Below are 16215 nucleotides of genomic sequence, written 5' to 3'. Positions count from 1 at the left end.
CAGATGGCAGAGCACCTCATTGTCCGCGGCGCGCGAGAGCACAACCTCAAAAATATTTCAATTGAATTACCACGCAATTCTCTGGTCGTTTTCACCGGACTTTCCGGATCTGGCAAGTCGAGTCTTGCCTTCGACACAATTTTTGCCGAAGGCCAGCGCAGGTATGTTGAATCCCTCTCCGCTTACGCCCGGCAGTTCTTGGGTCAGATGGATAAGCCAGATGTGGATTTCATTGAGGGGCTCTCGCCAGCGGTTTCCATCGACCAAAAATCGACTAACAGGAACCCTCGCTCGACGGTTGGGACAATTACCGAGGTTTACGATTACCTCCGTCTTCTCTTTGCGCGTGCCGGAAGGCCCCACTGTCCCAATTGTGGCCAGCCGGTAAGCCGTCAGAGCCCGCAACAGATCGTTGATCAAATTTTGACAATGCCCACAACCACCAAATTCCAAGTACTCGCTCCCATGATCCGTGCGCGCAAGGGAGAATTTGTTGATCTATTTCAGGAGTTGGTGAGTCAGGGTTATTCGAGAGCCCGTGTTGATGGCGAAGTCATTCAACTTGCTGCGCCACCCAAACTCAAGAAGCAAGAGAAGCACACCATCGAGGTTGTCATTGACCGTCTGACTGCCAAAGCAGAGTCAAAGAATCGATTGACGGATTCCATAGAGACGGCTTTGAGATTGGCAAATGGCATTGTTCTTCTCGATTTCGTCGATGTTAAAGGCTCTGAAAAGGAGCGGACATTCAGCGAGCACTTAGCATGCCATGACTGCGAACTCTCCTTTGAAGAACTCGAACCGCGTTCTTTCTCTTTCAACTCCCCATTCGGAGCATGTCCGGCCTGTACGGGAATCGGCACGAAGCTTGAGGTTGATTTCGACCTAATCATCCCCGATGATTCGATCTCCATACACGAAGGCGCGATTGCTCCGTGGTCGACGGGACAGACTTCAGAGTATTTCTTGCGACTTCTTGAGGCGCTTTCGGCAGAAGTGAAGTTCTCCCTTGATAACCCGTGGAAGAAGTTATCTGTCAAGGCGAAGGAAGCGATCCTGCATGGCTTCGAATATGAAGTCCACGTAAAGTATAAAAACCGCTATGGAAGAGTACGAAACTATTCAACGGGTTTCGAAGGTGTCATTCCATTTATTCACCGTAGGCACAGCGAAACAGATAGTGATTACAGCAGAGATAAATATGAGGCCTACATGCGCCAAATTCCCTGCCCCGTTTGTAAGGGTGCGCGACTCAAGCCTGAGGTGTTGGCAGTACTTGTCGGCGGGAAAAATATTGCCCAGATCTGCGAACTTTCCATCGGAGAGTGCGCCGAATTCCTTAGAGATATCGAACTGAATGCGCGAGAGAGTCAGATCGCCGAAAGAGTGATGAAGGAAGTACATGCTCGTCTCGGGTTCTTGCTCAATGTTGGCTTGGACTACCTCTCTTTGGATAGACCCGCCGCCACACTTTCTGGTGGTGAAGCACAGCGCATCCGGTTGGCAACGCAGATCGGTTCTGGATTGGTGGGAGTTCTTTATGTATTGGATGAGCCGAGTATCGGGCTGCATCAGAGGGATAATCGCAGACTTATTGAGACTCTTACGCGGTTGCGTGATTTAGGAAATACCCTCATTGTGGTTGAACACGATGAAGAGACAATTCGTGCAGCTGACTGGATTGTAGATATTGGCCCAGGGGCTGGCGAACACGGGGGAAGAGTTGTTGTTTCTGGTGATTATCAAGCGCTTATTGATTCTGAAGAGTCGATTACTGGGGCTTATCTTTCAGGAAAGCGTGCAATTGAGATCCCGGCAGTTCGTAGACCCATCGATCCGAAACGAAAACTGGTGGTCAAAGGCGCTCGCGAGAATAACTTAAAAGATATCGACGTCTCGATTCCGTTAGGCGCCTTTGTTGCAGTCACCGGGGTAAGCGGTTCCGGCAAATCCACTCTGATAAATGACATTGTTTATATGACGCTTGCCAACAAACTCAACGGTGCGCGTCTGGTGCCTGGTCGCCATCGGAGTGTCACGGGCGTGGATTTGCTGGACAAGGTTGTTCATGTTGACCAATCACCGATCGGTCGTACGCCACGTTCAAATCCTGCTACCTACACGGGCGTATTCGACAAAGTACGCGCATTATTTGCTGAGACATCAGAGGCAAAAGTTCGTGGCTATCTCCAAGGTCGCTTCTCCTTCAACGTGAAGGGTGGTCGTTGTGAGAATTGCGCGGGTGATGGCACGATCACAATCGAAATGAACTTTCTACCCGATGTTTATGTTCCCTGTGAGGTCTGCCATGGCGCGCGCTACAACCGCGAGACCCTCGAAGTCCACTATAAAGGCAGAACCATTGCCGAAGTGCTCGGAATGCCAATTGAAGAGGCGAGAGATTTCTTCGAAGCTGTTCCAACCATCGCCCGATATCTAAAAACGCTCTGCGATGTTGGTTTAGGCTATGTCCGCCTCGGTCAATCTGCGCCAACACTCTCCGGCGGAGAGGCGCAGCGCGTAAAATTGGCGACAGAATTGCAGAGGCGTTCTACGGGCCGCACCATTTATGTCCTTGATGAACCAACCACGGGACTTCACTTTGAGGACGTCAACAAACTCCTCGGAGTTCTCAATCGTCTCGTTGACACCGGCAACACGGTGGTCGTCATCGAACATAATTTGGATGTCATTAAATCCGCCGACTGGGTGATAGACATGGGTCCAGAAGGAGGATTCCGCGGCGGCACTATCGTGGCCGAAGGATCGCCAGAGGACGTTGCTCTCAACAAAAAGAGCTACACCGGGGCTTACTTAGCGGAAATTTTGGAAAGTAACCGAGCGAGCATTTCTGCCAGACGATGATGGCTAATCCCGAGTCGTATCGTCCGAAGGACGTTCCTGTACTTCCGGGCGTGTATCGATTTTTCGACGACCACGATCGAGTGATCTATGTGGGCAAGGCACTTAGTTTAAAGTCACGTCTGAGTAATTACTTTCAAAATAATCTTCCAGAGCGTACCTACCGGATGGTTCATGAAGCGGTTCGCGTCGACTGGACCATCGTGGATTCCGAGGTTGAAGCGCTGCAGTTGGAATTCTCGTGGATTAAGCAGTACAACCCGATTTACAATGTTCAATTTCGCGACGATAAGTCCTACCCGTATTTGGCGCTCTCTGTGGGAGATGATTTTCCGCGAGTATTCATAACTCGAAAACAGAAGCGTCCGGGAATCAAGTATTTCGGACCCTTTACTCAAGCCTGGGCACTGCGAAATACTTTTGATGTCGTACTGAAAGTATTTCCGGTGCGCTCGTGCACGGATGGGATTTTCCAGAAAGCCCATAAGAATCAGCGGCAGTGTCTCCTGGGTGATATTGGAAAGTGTTCTGCACCATGCGTAGGGTGGATATCGCCCGCAGAGCACAAAGAGTTGGCCAATCGCCTGGTTGCTTTTATGGATGCTGGCCAGGGTGAAATGCTCCCGACTCTTCGCAAAGAGATGGATACTGCGGCGCATAATCAAGAGTATGAGCGCGCGGCCAAAATTCGAGACCAGATCACATCAATGGAACATGTTCTTGAATCTGCCGATGCCGCCTTACCAGAAAATCTCTTTGCTGACGTTATTGCTATTCATCGGGAAGGAGTGCATGCAGCCGGATCGCTATTCATGATTCGTGGAGGCACCATTAAAGGGTCAAGGTCTTGGCTCCTGGATCAGAAGCAATCCCTTGAGGATGAAGATGATATCTCGGCACTCTTCGCTTCGATTTATGGCGAGAGTCAACCATCAATCGTCGGAGGAGATGTCCCGCCCCAGATATTGATTAATGAGATGCCGGCAGATGCTGCCACTTTGCAGGAATGGCTCACTGGATTGCGTGGTTCCAAGGTTGAAATCAAAGTGCCTCACAGAGGTGAAAAGGTCGAAATTATGAACACCGTCGAAAGAAATGCTCGGTATGCCCTTATCCAATTTGTTAACAAGCGGTCCACCGACAGCGCCATTAGCGGTAAAGCCCTGGTTGAAATTCAAGAAGCTCTTGATTTGGATCGACCGCCTTTGCGTATTGAATGTTTTGATATTTCCAATATTTCCGGAACCACCGTTGTGGCTTCTATGGTGGTTTTTGAAGACGGCCTGCCTAAGAAAAGTGAATACAGACGTTTCATTATCGACACCGACACGGCATGGGATGATACGCGAGCAATTCACCAAGTTATCGCACGGCGAGTAAAGCGGCTTCTTGATGAACGCAGCGTGGACCTCAACGAAGTACGGGAAAGTGGTGGTAAGCAGGGCAAATTCGCCTACCCACCCTCTCTCATCGTGGTAGATGGAGGCGCGCCACAAGTGCAGGCGGCCTTGCGTGCGCTAGATGAAGCTGGTCTTGCCGACATTCCGCTCTGTGGCTTGGCCAAGAGAATGGAAGAAGTCTGGTTACCGGGGTCGAAAGATCCAATGATTCTTCCCAGAACAAGTGAAGGTCTCTACCTTCTGCAAAGAGTTCGAGACGAAGCCCATAGGTTCGCAATTACCTTTCACCGTTCAAGGCGATCGGCTGCGATGCTGGAGTCATTATTGGACGAAATTCCCAGCCTGGGCCAAGTACGCCGCGCTGCACTTTTGCAGAATTTTGGCTCCGTGGCTGCCATCCGAAAGGCGTCAGCGGTGGAAATCGCCCAAGTCCCCGGAATCGGACCGACAATTGCCCACCTCATTTACGCACATCTCCAAAAGGGAGTCGAACGTAGTTTTGACGCCCAAACGGGTGAAATTCTTGCAGGTTCTTGACACATGCAGGAGGATGAAGAAGTTATGAATCAACCTCGAGAAATATTAATACTCACCGGCATGTCGGGTGCCGGGCGCTCGACGGTCGCTCACTCCTTGGAGGATCTGGGTTGGTATGTGGTCGACAACGTCCCAGCAGCCCTTTTGCCGGCGTTGGTTGCGCAAACAGATGGGGCACAAATTTCGATGATGGCGGTCGTTGTAGATGTAAGAAGCGGTCGTTTTTTTGATGATTTAAACAATTCTTTGTTGACCCTTAAGGCGGATGGAGTGCCATTTCGCCTACTTTTTCTTGATGCTACAGATCAAGCTCTTGTCCAACGTTTCGAGTCGACTCGACGTCCTCACCCACTGCAAGATGCCGACCGAATTGTGGATGGAATCGCACGCGAACGGGTGCGTCTTGAAGACTTACGTTCGAGAGCAGATGTCGTCATTGATACGAGCAATCTCAACGTACACGAGCTTGATAAGCGAGTAGGAGAGATCTTCTCGTCCGGTCATAATCACGGAGTTCGTTTCAACGTCCTTTCATTCGGCTACAAGTATGGGATTCCGGTCGATGCAGACCTTGTTCTTGATTGCCGATTCATTCCCAATCCACATTGGATACCCGAGCTTCGCGCTCTCAACGGGTTAAGCGAACCCGTAAGCAAGAACGTCCTCTCATCACCTGGTGTTAACGAATTTATTGACAATTATGTATCTCTTTTACATCAAATGGTTGAAGGATATTTACGAGAAGGCAAGAAGTACGTCACTCTTGCAGTGGGGTGCACCGGCGGGAAACATCGAAGTGTTGCCATTTCTGAAGCGATTGCTTCTCGCCTGAATCAAGTTAAGGGTCCGGTAGATATAGAGGCTCATGCACTACACCGAGACGTGGGACGCGAGTAGTGCATCAGAAGGTTGTAGCCCTTGGAGGAGGACATGGATTGGCGGCAGTCCTCACATCTCTGCGAAAAGTCACACCTGAGATAACTGCGATTGTCACCGTCGCAGATAACGGTGGTTCCAGCGGAAGATTGAGACAGGAATATCCCATTCTTCCGCCAGGGGATCTACGGATGGCACTCGCTGCGCTCTGCGCTGATGATGAGTGGGGGCGCGAGTGGGCCAGAATCATGCAGCATCGTTTTACGGGGGATGGACCATTGAATGGTCATGCGGTCGGCAATTTGTTACTCGCCGCGCTGTGGGATCGAGATGCTGATCCAGTCGTTGGATTAGATCGGGTTGGATCTTTGCTCAAAGTCATCGGTCGGGTTCTTCCGATGGCATCGCAACCATTAGATATCGAGGGCACCTTCACAACGTCGCAGGGGAGTGAAGTGATCCGCGGACAGGCCGAGGTGGCGACGGCGCAAGGAAAGCTTGAGTCTTTGAGAATTATTCCGCATGATCCTCCAGCGCGCAGTGAAGCACTTGCTGCGATTGCAGAAGCGGATTGGATAACCATGGGACCGGGCTCGTGGTTTTCGTCGGTACTTCCTCACCTTCTTGTCCCCATGCAGAGGAAAGCACTCAGTGATAGCCGTGCAAAAAAAATCATCGTCCTTAATTTAGACGCCACTCCTGAATTGTCGGGCAAAGAATTTGCGGGATATTCTCCGGAAGAACACCTCGGCCTCATTTCTGAATATGCACCCGATCTGAGAACGGACTTCGTTCTTGCCGATAACTCTCTAGTAAAAAACGAGTCTTCCCTGGTGAGACAAGTAGAGAATATGGGTGGGAAACTCCTGGTAGCCGACCTTCGGCAGGGCCGAGGCAGCGTGCATCACGATGTAGATAAATTGGCTCTTCATTTTGGTCACATCATGATGAATAGCCTGGTTGGATAAGCACATGGCGATGACCTCTGCAGTTAAAGATGAATTGTCTCGTCTCTCCGTCACCAAGCCTTGTTGCCGTAAAGCAGAAGTATCTGCACTCCTTCGTTTTGCTGGAGGTTTGCATCTTGTAGCCGGCAAAATAGTCATAGAAGTAGAACTTGATGCGGCGCAAAGCGCACGCCGACTTCGCAAAGATATTGCCGATGTTTACGGGCATGAAAGCGATCTAGCAGTTCTTTCATCAAGTGGTCTTCGAAAAGGCAATCGATATGTTGTCCGAGTCATCAAAGATGGTGAGGCGCTTGCCCGTCAGACTGGATTGGTCGATGCCAACGGTCGTCCTGTGAGAGGCCTGCCTCCGCAGGTAGTCTCGGCCGCAATTTGCGATGCTGAAGCGGCTTGGCGCGGTGCCTTTATCGCCCACGGTTCTCTCACCGAACCCGGAAGGTCCTCATCCTTGGAAATCACTTGCCCCGGACCTGAAGCGGCCCTGGCCCTGGTTGGATCGGCTCGCCGACTTGGAATTGCAGCTAAGGCACGTGAAGTGCGCGGAGTTGATCGGGTGGTGATCCGTGATGGAGATGCCATTGGTGTTCTGCTGACTCGCCTGGGCGCTCACGAAAGTGTTCTTGCCTGGGAAGAGCGCCGGATGCGTCGTGAAGTTCGGGCAACGGCCAATCGTTTAGCCAATTTTGACGATGCCAATTTGCGTCGATCCGCACGAGCCGCGGTTGCGGCATCTGCTCGAGTCCAGCGGGCGATGGAGATTCTGGGCCCACAAATTCCTGATCACCTTAAAGAGGCTGGTGAGCTGCGAATTACCCATGGGCAGGCGAGCCTGGAAGAACTGGGCTCCCTTGCCAACCCGCCCATGACAAAAGATGCAATCGCCGGGAGAATTCGCCGTCTGCTGGCGATGGCGGATAAGCGGGCCGGCGAACTGGGAATAGCCGACACTGAAGCTGGCCTTTCGCCGGATCTTCTCAATTAACGCTATTTCTCCGCTTTTCCTCCCTTCCTGTTTTCGCGCCTTTAAGGGCGAGAGTCGTACGAGTCACGCTCAGAGATCGTCTCTGCGCCCGACGCCGATGATAAGGTTACGGAGATACCCCGGCGCTGTGGTTTTTCTGCCGCCCACCCTTTCATGGTCCTTCTAAGTCTCTTAAGAGATTTTAAGAGATCTAGAAGGACCGATAACTAAGCGAGGTTTTACTGTGACTGCTGTTGGAATTAATGGATTTGGACGAATTGGCCGTAACTTCTTCCGCGCCGCTCTTGATAATCCGAATATTGAGATTGTGGGCATCAACGATCTGACTGATAATGCGACTCTGGCCCACCTCCTCAAGTACGACTCAATTCTGGGCCGGCTTGGTCGTGAGGTCACCTATACGGAAGACACCATCACCGTGGACGGCAAGACCATCCAGGTTTTTGCGCAGCGCGACCCTGCCGCCCTCCCGTGGGCTGAGGTGGGAGCGCAGGTTGTCCTTGAATCTACCGGACATTTCACCAAGGCTGCTGATGCAGGTAAGCACATCGCCGCCGGTGCAAAGAAGGTAATCATCTCTGCACCCGCAAGTGATGAAGACATCACCATCGTGATGGGCGTCAATGACGATAAGTACGACCCAGCAAAGCACCACATAATTTCAAATGCCTCATGTACCACCAACTGCCTGGCTCCAATGGCGAAGGTTCTCAATGATCAGTTCGGAATTGTCCGTGGACTTATGACCACAATCCACGCCTACACAAATGACCAAGTAATCCTGGATTTCCCACATAAGGACCTGCGCCGCGCACGCGCCGCAGCCACAAATATCATCCCAACCTCAACCGGTGCAGCCAAGGCGATCAGCCTGGTTCTGCCGGAGTTGAAGGGAAAGTTGGACGGTTATGCCCTGCGGGTTCCAGTCCCAACCGGCTCGGTCACCGATCTCACGGTTGAGTTGGCCAAGGAAGTTTCCGCCGCCGAGATCAATGCCGCGATGAAGGCTGCATCCGTTGGTTCATTGAAGGGTTACCTTTCCTACACCGTCGATCCAATCGTTTCTTCAGATATCGTGACCGACCCCTCCTCATGCATATTTGACTCTGGGCTCACTAAAGTTGTCGGAACAACCGCGAAGGTCGTTGGTTGGTATGACAATGAGTGGGGTTACTCAAACCGCCTCGTTGACCTGATCACCATGGTAGGTCGCACTCTCTAATGTCACTGGCATCCTTGGAAATCGCTGGAAAGCGGATCTTTCTTCGATGCGATCTCAATGTTCCTCTGAAGGATGAAGCCATCACAGATGATGGTCGAATTCGCGCGTCGTTGCCCACCATCAGATACCTGCTAGATGGTGGAGCAGCGATCGTCATTGGGGCGCATCTGGGCCGTCCAAAAGGAGAAGTAAAGCCCGAACTCTCTCTCGCCCCCGTCGCTAAGCGATTGGGCGAACTCCTGGGCAGAGATATTCAATTTTCAGGGGCGGTGACTGGAAGTTCAGTTACCGAAGCTGCTAAAAATCTAAAGCCGGGTGAGATTCTCCTGTTGGAAAATCTTCGCTTTGATGCTGCCGAAACTAGCAAAGATGACAAAGTACGCGTCGAGTTCGCGCGCTCGCTCGCATCCCTGGTCGATGGATATGTAGGTGATGGCTTTGGCGCTGTGCATCGCAAACATGCATCGGTCTTTGACTTGCCACAACTTCTTCCGCACGCGGCGGGATACTTAGTTGCTGCCGAAGTCGAGGTATTAAAAAAGCTCACCCATGACCCGCTTCGTCCATACGGCGTCGTGCTTGGAGGCGCAAAAGTTTCTGACAAGATCGGCGTGATCTCAAACCTCATAGAGAAAGTCGACGTTCTCGCCATTGGCGGTGGAATGCTCTTTACCTTTCTCGCGGCCCAAGGCAAAGAGATCGGGACATCCCTGGTCGAAACCGATTTAATCCCTACTGTCAAAGAATTGATCGCGCGCGCCGCAAAGCACGGTGTTCAACTTCTTCTTCCCACAGATATAGTTGTTGCGCCCGCGTTCTCTGCAGATGCACCGGCCACTCTGGTTGGCGCGGCAAGCATGCCGAAAGATCAGATGGGCCTTGATATAGGACCAGAGACTGCACAAGCATTTGCGGCGGCAATAAAGCGCTGTAAAACTGTTTTCTGGAATGGCCCCATGGGCGTTTTCGAATTTCCGGCATTTGCGGCTGGGACAAAAGTTGTTGCAGAGGCTCTCACCAAAGTTTCGGGGATTTCTGTAGTGGGTGGAGGAGATTCGGCTGCGGCTGTGCGTGCTTTGGGATTCTCGGATTCTGATTTTGGGTATATCTCCACTGGTGGTGGCGCATCACTGGAATATCTAGAAGGAAAAGAACTTCCAGGGCTCCAAGCTCTCGGTCTATAGACCTTTTCATACGTGCACGGCAACCAAGGAGAACTCATGCGCAAGCCACTTATGGCAGGTAACTGGAAAATGAATCTCAATCACCTTGAGGCGATTGCGGTTACTCAGAAACTCGTTTATAGCCTTGATGACAAGGATTACGACGCGGTCGATGTTGCAGTCCTTCCTCCCTTCACGGATATCCGATCGGTACAGACTCTGGTGGATGGAGATCGACTCCGTCTGCTTTACGGCGCGCAGGATCTTTCACCAGAATTGTCAGGAGCATTCACTGGCGACATTTCTGGATCCATGCTCTCGAAGTTGGGATGCACCTTCGTAGTCGTCGGTCACAGTGAACGACGCGCGATACACCGCGAAGACGATGCTCTTGTCAATCGAAAGGTCAAAGCAGCCCTTGCCAATGAGCTCACTCCTATCTTCTGTGTGGGCGAAGATCTTTCGGTTCGCGAAGCGGGCACTCATGTCTCTTTTGTTATTCGTCAGTTGCGAGCCGGACTGGCGCAGTTGAGCAAGCCAGAATTGAAGAAGATTGTGATTGCCTACGAACCCATCTGGGCTATCGGCACCGGAAAGACGGCAACTGCGCAAGACGCACAAGAGGTATGTAGTGCGATTCGCCATGAAATCGAAGAGATTGGCGCCCCGGAAATTGCGCAGGCTATGCGCATCCTCTACGGGGGCTCGGTCAAATCCTCAAATATCGCTCAGATAATGGGTGAATCCGATGTCGACGGAGCCCTGATCGGGGGAGCCAGTCTGGATCCTGAGGAATTGGCCAAAATAGTGAAGTTCTATAAGCAATCGTAATTACAGTATCCTTATCCTCTGCCACCTGATGGTGCCAGTAGAACCTGTAAGGGGTATCAATGAAGCTCGCTCTCTCTATCTTGCTCGTGCTCACGAGCGTTCTGATGATTCTCCTGGTGCTGCTCCATAAGGGCAAAGGCAGCGGGCTTTCTGATCTCTTCGGAGGCGGCGTCTCCTCTAACTATGGTGGATCCTCTGTTGTAGAGAAGAACCTGGACCGAATTACCATCGTTGTCGGTGGACTCTGGTTTGCGGGAGTGGTGGCACTGAGTTTGGCGCTCAAGTAGAGAAACTTGGCCGCGTCTACTAAGCAGGTTTATTGCAGGGCTTGATCTAACAGGGAGTAAATATGGCAGGCGGAAGTGCAATTCGAGGCAGTCGTGTCGGTGCTGGTCCAATGGGCGAAGCCGAACGCGGTGAATCTATTGGTCGTTTCCAGATTTCTTACTGGTGCTCAAATGGGCACGAGACCCGTCCCTCATTTGCCGAGGACGACACTGTCGTTATTCCTGATGAGTGGGACTGTCCGCGCTGTGGTTACCCGGCCGGTCGGGACAAGACAAACCCACCTAGCCCTGTCAAAAATGAGCCTTACAAGACCCACTTGGCATACGTGAAAGAGCGACGTAGCGACGCGGAAGGTTCGAAGATTCTCGAGGATGCGCTTAAGAAATTACGCGGAGACGACGACTAAATAATTGCTCGCGCAGCGGAGAGAATGTGCGCAATGCCTTGAGCTCTATTTTTTAAGTGCAACCGCACCACTGGCAACTGTCGCGATGAAAGTGCTTCACCGTCGCCCAGTGCTTGGGCGGTAATGAGGGTTGCAAAAGTAAAATCCCTTCCAGGGATCATGATGTCATTTTCGATAGCCCCAGTGATCTGAAGAAATACTCCATTTTGTTGACCACCTTTATGGAACTGACCGGTGGAGTGCAGAAATCTAGGACCCCAGCCGAAGGTAACTGGTCGGGAACTCTTCTGCGCCAAAATACTTCGAAGTTCTCCTAACTCCACGTCAGCAAAGCGATCTAAATAAGCCATGATCGATATGTATCCATCAGATGGAACGAGATCGACTAGTTGAGTCAGCGCCGCTTGAACGTTTGTTGCGTTGGAGAAGATTTCAACGAAGTCTTCCGTGTGCAAAGGAGTGAAAAGAGGCAAACCACCTGACCACGTTTTCAGAAGTGCAGACGTTCGCTCTTTCGCTTCAGTCACATTCGGTTGGTTAAAAGGGTCGATCTCTAGGGCGAAACCAATAAGTGCTGTGACCCATTCCCAGAAAATGAACTGCGCACCGAGATCCGCTTCCACAATAATGTCGCCTTTGCCGGCAAAGGCAATCGTCAGTTGTTTAGATCCAATTGGAGAATTAGGATTTTCAATAACGATAGGAAGTCGACCAGTCTCATTCTTACCTGTCGATTCGGCAATGAGTTGTTCGATCCAATCCGAGAGTCCCGGCATACCAGATTGGTAATCGCTCAAGGCGAAGTACTGACCACACTCGTATGCGATGAGATATGCCAGGGCGACGGCAGGGGATTGCGGACCTTGGAGATGTACGAGTGCATCATCAGCACTGTCCAGCAGAGTGGAGACATCTATTCCAAGGAGTGCCGCTGGCACTAAACCAAAAGCGGAAAGCGCGCTAAACCTGCCACCGACATTCGGATCGGCATTCACAACCGCGAAATTCCTGGAACGCGCATCTTTATCGAGAGGTGATCCCGGATCCGTCACGATGACCATGTGATCTGTGGGATTGAGGCCAGAGTCTCTGAGTCTTGATTCAATAAACGCGCGCTGCGAGGCCGTTTCAATTGTTGAGCCGGATTTTGAACTGACTACAAAGACAGATTTTGCCAGGTCGCCTTTGAGCGCCCGGGAAATGTAATTAGGGTCAGTGCTGTCAATGACCGTAAGTGATTTCTTAAAGGTTGCCGCAATGACTTCGGGCGCCAGGGACGAACCTCCCATACCGCAGAGAATTACCCGCTCGAAGTTTTTAAATCTTGCCGCCAGTGCATCTAATTCAGGTAGAAGTGCCCGCGAAGTACTGGGCAGGTCCACCCAATTGAGTCTGACTTTTGCCTCTGCCTGTGCATCCGGACCCCAAAGGGTCACGTCCTTCTTGGCTAGGCGTGCACTTGCCTCAACAATCTTGGTGAATCGAGGATCTAATGGGTCGATCTTCGAGGTAAGGGGTCCGTGGATGGAAATCATGCGTTGCGTGATTTTTCAACATTTGAAAGGAGTTCTATCCATGCGGCTGCGAACTTCGAAACGCCATCAATTTCAAGGTCGGTCGTTACTTGCGCTATTGAGATCCCCAGTTTTTCTAGACTCTCAAAGACGTCATGTGATTCTTGGTAGATATCTACAACAGTGGAATCAGATAGCACGCCGTGATCCAAGACTGCGTCAAGGGTAGCCTGCGGCATGGTGTTGACGGTGTCGGGGCCAACGAGGTTCATGACATATCGAGTGTCATCATATGCAAGATCTTTCACGCCAGTCGATGCCCACAGTGGCCTTTGAATCCGTGCTCCGTGCCCCTCAAGATTTCTCCACCGATCTGAATTGCGCAGATTCCCAAAACCCTCGTATGCGAGTGCCGCATTAGCGATGGCAGCACGACCCAGAAGAGCCGAATGAGCGGGGGAGCGTCCAGCCTTGAGTAAGGAGTCCACGGATGCATCGATTCGACTGACAAAGACTGATGCCACTGAAGTAATCCCGGAGATTTCCTTGCCAGCACGTAAGCGCTCTTCAAGTCCTTGCATGAATGCTTCGAAAGATTGGAGATATCTCTCGATAGAGAATATGAGCGTGACGTTGACACTTATACCTGCGGCGGTGAGTTCGGTAATTGCGCCGAGCCCCTCAACTGTTGCCGGAACTTTTATTAAAACATTGGGCCGATCTACAATCGCCCAGAGTTCCTTTCCCTGTTCGACGGTGGTTTTCGCATCTCGTGCCAATCGCGGATCGACCTCGATACTCACGCGACCGTCGACACCTCCACTTTTCTTGAAAGTTGGAGAGAATAGATCGCAAGCATCGCGGACATCATCGGTTGTGAGTATTCGCACGACGTCATCTACTGATTTTCCTTTAAGGGCCGCAATTGCGTCGGCATACTCAGTCCCCTGCGAAATTGCCGAATTGAAAATACTTGGATTAGTGGTTACCCCAACAATTCCATCATTCTCAATTCGGTGGGGAAGACTGTGGCGATCCTTCCCGGTCAACTTTGCACGGGATAGATCATCCAGCCAGATAGAGGTTCCTGCTTGAGAGATCTGATCAATGATCATGAGAGCTTCTTTACTACTTCTTCAACGACATGCTCTGGGGTGAAACCGAACTCCTCGAAAAGTACCGGCGCAGCAGCGGAAGCGCCAAAGTGTTCAAGTGACACTGAGGAGCCTGCATCACCAACGTATTCGCGCCAGCCCTGAGAGATTCCGGCCTCGATACTCACTCGAATGCGAATATCTGGAGGCAGAACTAATTCCCTATAACTCTTCGGCTGTAGGGCAAACCATTCAAAGCATGGAGCGCTTACTACTCGGGTTGGAATACCGCGGGATTCGAGGATTGTTTGGGCCGCCACAGCGAGGGAAACTTCAGAACCCGTCGCGATGAGAATTGCTTGGGGAGTCGAGGTGGCTTCTTTCAAAATATAAAGACCTTGAGCAACTCCGGATGCAGGTGCAAAAACCGTGCGATCGAAGACCGGAAGATTCTGACGCGAAAGGAGAAGTGCTGATGGCTCATCGCGCGAAATTATGTTCTTCCAGGCCTCTGCGACTTCGTTGGCATCTGCAGGTCTGATAACCGAAAGACCAGGGATGGCGCGCAGAGCTGCTATATGTTCGACCGGCTGATGCGTGGGGCCATCTTCGCCCAGCCCTATGGAGTCGTGCGACCAGACAAAAGTAACGCCCAAGTTCATGAGCGAGGCGAGTCGTGCGGCCGGGCGCATGTAATCGCTAAAAACGAGGAAGGTTCCACCAAAAGCACGAGTGAGACCATGCAGGGTTATTCCATTAAGGATTGAACCCATTGCATGTTCACGGATTCCAAAGTGGATGATACGTCCGTACGGGTCGGCTCCCTGCATCGCACTATCGGCTGGGAGGAAAGAGCCACCACCTTCAATGGTGGTGTTATTGCTATCAGCAAGATCCGCAGAGCCACCCCAGAATTCGGGGAGCACCTTGGCAATTTCTTGAATGACGTCACCTGATGCTTTGCGAGTAGAGACTTCCTTATCGGAAGCAAACTCTGGAATGACACTCTCCCAGTTGGTAGGCAGGGCGCGAGTACGCAGGCGAGTCAGCATCTGGGCACGGTCAGAATTATTCTTTTCCCAGTTGGAGAACTTCTCGTTCCATTGCGAATGAAGTGCGGCGCCGCGCGTTTTCACTTCACGCACGTGAGCTAGTAACTCCGACGGCATCGCAAAAAATTCTTCGGGGTTAAGTCCAAGTTTCTTTTTGGTTTCTGCAATTTCACTTTCACCCAGCGCCGATCCGTGGGATTTCGCTGTGCCTTGTGCTTTGGGAGCGGGCCAAGCGATCACTGACTTCATACGGATAAAAGTTGGTTTTGTTATCTCCGCGTTTGCGGAAAGAATCGCAGCATTGATCCCAGCTCGGTCAATATTTCCATCACTTGCTGCGTCAACGTCAATGACGTGCCATCCATACGCCCGGTATCGCGCTGATACATCCTCCGTAAATGCCAGATGGGTGTCGCCCTCAATTGAAATTCTATTGTCGTCATAGATGACATTGAGAGAACCGAGTCCTTGGGTTCCGGCTAGTGAAGACGCTTCCGCACTCACTCCTTCTTGCATGTCGCCGTCAGAACAAATAACCCAGATCTTGTGGTCGAAAATACTTTGCCCGGCGGGAGTGTCCGGATCCAACAACCCTCGTTCGTAACGAGCAGCCATTGCCATGCCCACACCATTGGCCACGCCTTGTCCAAGCGGGCCGGTTGTTGTTTCAACTCCTGCCGTGTGACCGTATTCAGGATGTCCCGGAGTAAGCGATCCCCAGGTTCGAAATGCTTTGAGGTCGTCCAGTTCGAGGCCGTACCCGCTGAAGAATAACTGGGTGTAGAGCGTGAGAGATGAATGCCCACACGAAAGGATGAAGCGATCACGGCCAAGCCATTGTGGATCTGCCGGATCGTGAACGAGATGCTTTTGGAAGAGTAGGTACGCAACCGGGGCAAGTGCCATGGCTGTTCCGGGATGACCGTTGCCTACCTTCTGCACGGCATCCATTGCGAGCGCACGAGCGTGGGCCACCGCATCGTCATCGAGATTGGTCCACTCTGCGTTCTGGGTATTCAT

13 protein-coding genes are annotated in these 16215 nt (G+C 51.6%); 10 read left to right on the top strand and 3 right to left on the bottom strand.

All coding sequences use genetic code 11. From position 1 onward, the window contains the following. Positions 1-3 precede the first annotated feature (3 nt). From uvrA to VMW30_06030, 10 genes are all read left to right on the top strand, one after another. Positions 4-2865: an excinuclease ABC subunit UvrA gene (gene uvrA, locus VMW30_06075; protein HUW87923.1), complete on the top strand. Its 2862-nt coding sequence runs from the start codon at positions 4-6 to the stop codon at positions 2863-2865. Next, entirely contained in the window at positions 2862-4799 is a 1938-nt protein-coding gene (gene uvrC, locus VMW30_06070; GenBank protein HUW87922.1) for an excinuclease ABC subunit UvrC, read from the top strand. Before uvrA ends, uvrC begins: the two co-directional genes overlap by 4 nt. Before the next feature lie 24 nt (positions 4800-4823). Continuing rightward, positions 4824-5696, top strand: a complete 873-nt coding sequence (gene rapZ, locus VMW30_06065; protein ID HUW87921.1) for an RNase adapter RapZ — start codon at positions 4824-4826, stop codon at positions 5694-5696. Beyond that, positions 5696-6643, top strand: a complete 948-nt coding sequence (gene yvcK / locus VMW30_06060) for a uridine diphosphate-N-acetylglucosamine-binding protein YvcK (protein ID HUW87920.1) — start codon at positions 5696-5698, stop codon at positions 6641-6643. The genes rapZ and yvcK overlap by 1 nt, the downstream gene beginning before the upstream one ends. A gap of 4 nt (positions 6644-6647) precedes the next feature. Continuing rightward, the gene (gene whiA, locus VMW30_06055; GenBank protein ID HUW87919.1) at positions 6648-7625 is read left to right on the top strand and encodes a DNA-binding protein WhiA; all 978 of its coding nucleotides are present in this window, start codon (positions 6648-6650) and stop codon (positions 7623-7625) included. A 223-nt stretch (positions 7626-7848) separates the two neighbouring features. Then, positions 7849-8847 (top strand): type I glyceraldehyde-3-phosphate dehydrogenase, encoded by a 999-nt coding sequence (gap, locus tag VMW30_06050; protein HUW87918.1) that lies wholly within the window; start codon positions 7849-7851, stop codon positions 8845-8847. Next, complete coding sequence (locus tag VMW30_06045; GenBank protein ID HUW87917.1) at positions 8847-10031, top strand: phosphoglycerate kinase; 1185 nt, start codon at positions 8847-8849, stop codon at positions 10029-10031. Before gap ends, VMW30_06045 begins: the two co-directional genes overlap by 1 nt. A gap of 36 nt (positions 10032-10067) precedes the next feature. Further along, on the top strand, positions 10068-10841 hold the full coding sequence (gene tpiA / locus VMW30_06040; protein HUW87916.1) for a triose-phosphate isomerase: 774 nt from the start codon (positions 10068-10070) through the stop codon (positions 10839-10841). A gap of 59 nt (positions 10842-10900) precedes the next feature. Then, a complete protein-coding gene (gene secG, locus VMW30_06035; protein HUW87915.1) occupies positions 10901-11128 on the top strand; it encodes a preprotein translocase subunit SecG in 228 nt (75 codons plus the stop codon). A 62-nt stretch (positions 11129-11190) separates the two neighbouring features. Then, the gene (locus VMW30_06030; GenBank protein HUW87914.1) at positions 11191-11535 is read left to right on the top strand and encodes an RNA polymerase-binding protein RbpA; all 345 of its coding nucleotides are present in this window, start codon (positions 11191-11193) and stop codon (positions 11533-11535) included. On the opposite strand, the gene VMW30_06025 is transcribed toward VMW30_06030, so the two are convergent. Genes VMW30_06025 through tkt form a run of 3 tightly spaced genes read right to left on the bottom strand, consistent with a single transcriptional unit; the run spans position 11532 to position 16215 of the window. After that, positions 11532-13070, bottom strand: coding sequence for a hypothetical protein (locus VMW30_06025; protein ID HUW87913.1), 1539 nt, complete (start codon positions 13068-13070; stop codon positions 11532-11534). The genes VMW30_06030 and VMW30_06025 overlap by 4 nt on opposite strands. Beyond that, the gene (gene tal, locus VMW30_06020; protein ID HUW87912.1) at positions 13067-14164 is read right to left on the bottom strand and encodes a transaldolase; all 1098 of its coding nucleotides are present in this window, start codon (positions 14162-14164) and stop codon (positions 13067-13069) included. The genes VMW30_06025 and tal overlap by 4 nt, the downstream gene beginning before the upstream one ends. Beyond that, complete coding sequence (gene tkt / locus VMW30_06015) at positions 14161-16215, bottom strand: transketolase (protein ID HUW87911.1); 2055 nt, start codon at positions 16213-16215, stop codon at positions 14161-14163. Before tkt ends, tal begins: the two co-directional genes overlap by 4 nt.

The organism is Candidatus Paceibacterota bacterium, assembly GCA_035530615.1.
In the GTDB taxonomy this organism is placed as follows: Bacteria; Actinomycetota; Actinomycetes; order Nanopelagicales; family Nanopelagicaceae; genus QYPT01.
Note: the sequence above shows the minus strand (reverse complement) of the source record. Positions and strands in the feature narration are given on the sequence as shown.

Excerpts from the sequence above, each read along its gene's own strand:
- tkt (HUW87911.1), bottom strand. The coding sequence starts at position 16,215 with ATGAATACCCAGAACGCAGAGTGGACCAATCTCGATGACGATGCGGTG.
- secG (HUW87915.1), top strand. The coding sequence starts at position 10,901 with ATGAAGCTCGCTCTCTCTATCTTGCTCGTGCTCACGAGCGTTCTGATG.
- rapZ (HUW87921.1), top strand. The coding sequence starts at position 4,824 with ATGAATCAACCTCGAGAAATATTAATACTCACCGGCATGTCGGGTGCC.
- VMW30_06045 (HUW87917.1), top strand. The coding sequence starts at position 8,847 with ATGTCACTGGCATCCTTGGAAATCGCTGGAAAGCGGATCTTTCTTCGA.
- uvrA (HUW87923.1), top strand. The coding sequence starts at position 4 with ATGGCAGAGCACCTCATTGTCCGCGGCGCGCGAGAGCACAACCTCAAA.
- uvrC (HUW87922.1), top strand. The coding sequence starts at position 2,862 with ATGATGGCTAATCCCGAGTCGTATCGTCCGAAGGACGTTCCTGTACTT.
- tal (HUW87912.1), bottom strand. The coding sequence starts at position 14,164 with ATGATCATTGATCAGATCTCTCAAGCAGGAACCTCTATCTGGCTGGAT.
- VMW30_06025 (HUW87913.1), bottom strand. The coding sequence starts at position 13,070 with ATGATTTCCATCCACGGACCCCTTACCTCGAAGATCGACCCATTAGAT.
- VMW30_06030 (HUW87914.1), top strand. The coding sequence starts at position 11,191 with ATGGCAGGCGGAAGTGCAATTCGAGGCAGTCGTGTCGGTGCTGGTCCA.
- tpiA (HUW87916.1), top strand. The coding sequence starts at position 10,068 with ATGCGCAAGCCACTTATGGCAGGTAACTGGAAAATGAATCTCAATCAC.
- whiA (HUW87919.1), top strand. The coding sequence starts at position 6,648 with ATGGCGATGACCTCTGCAGTTAAAGATGAATTGTCTCGTCTCTCCGTC.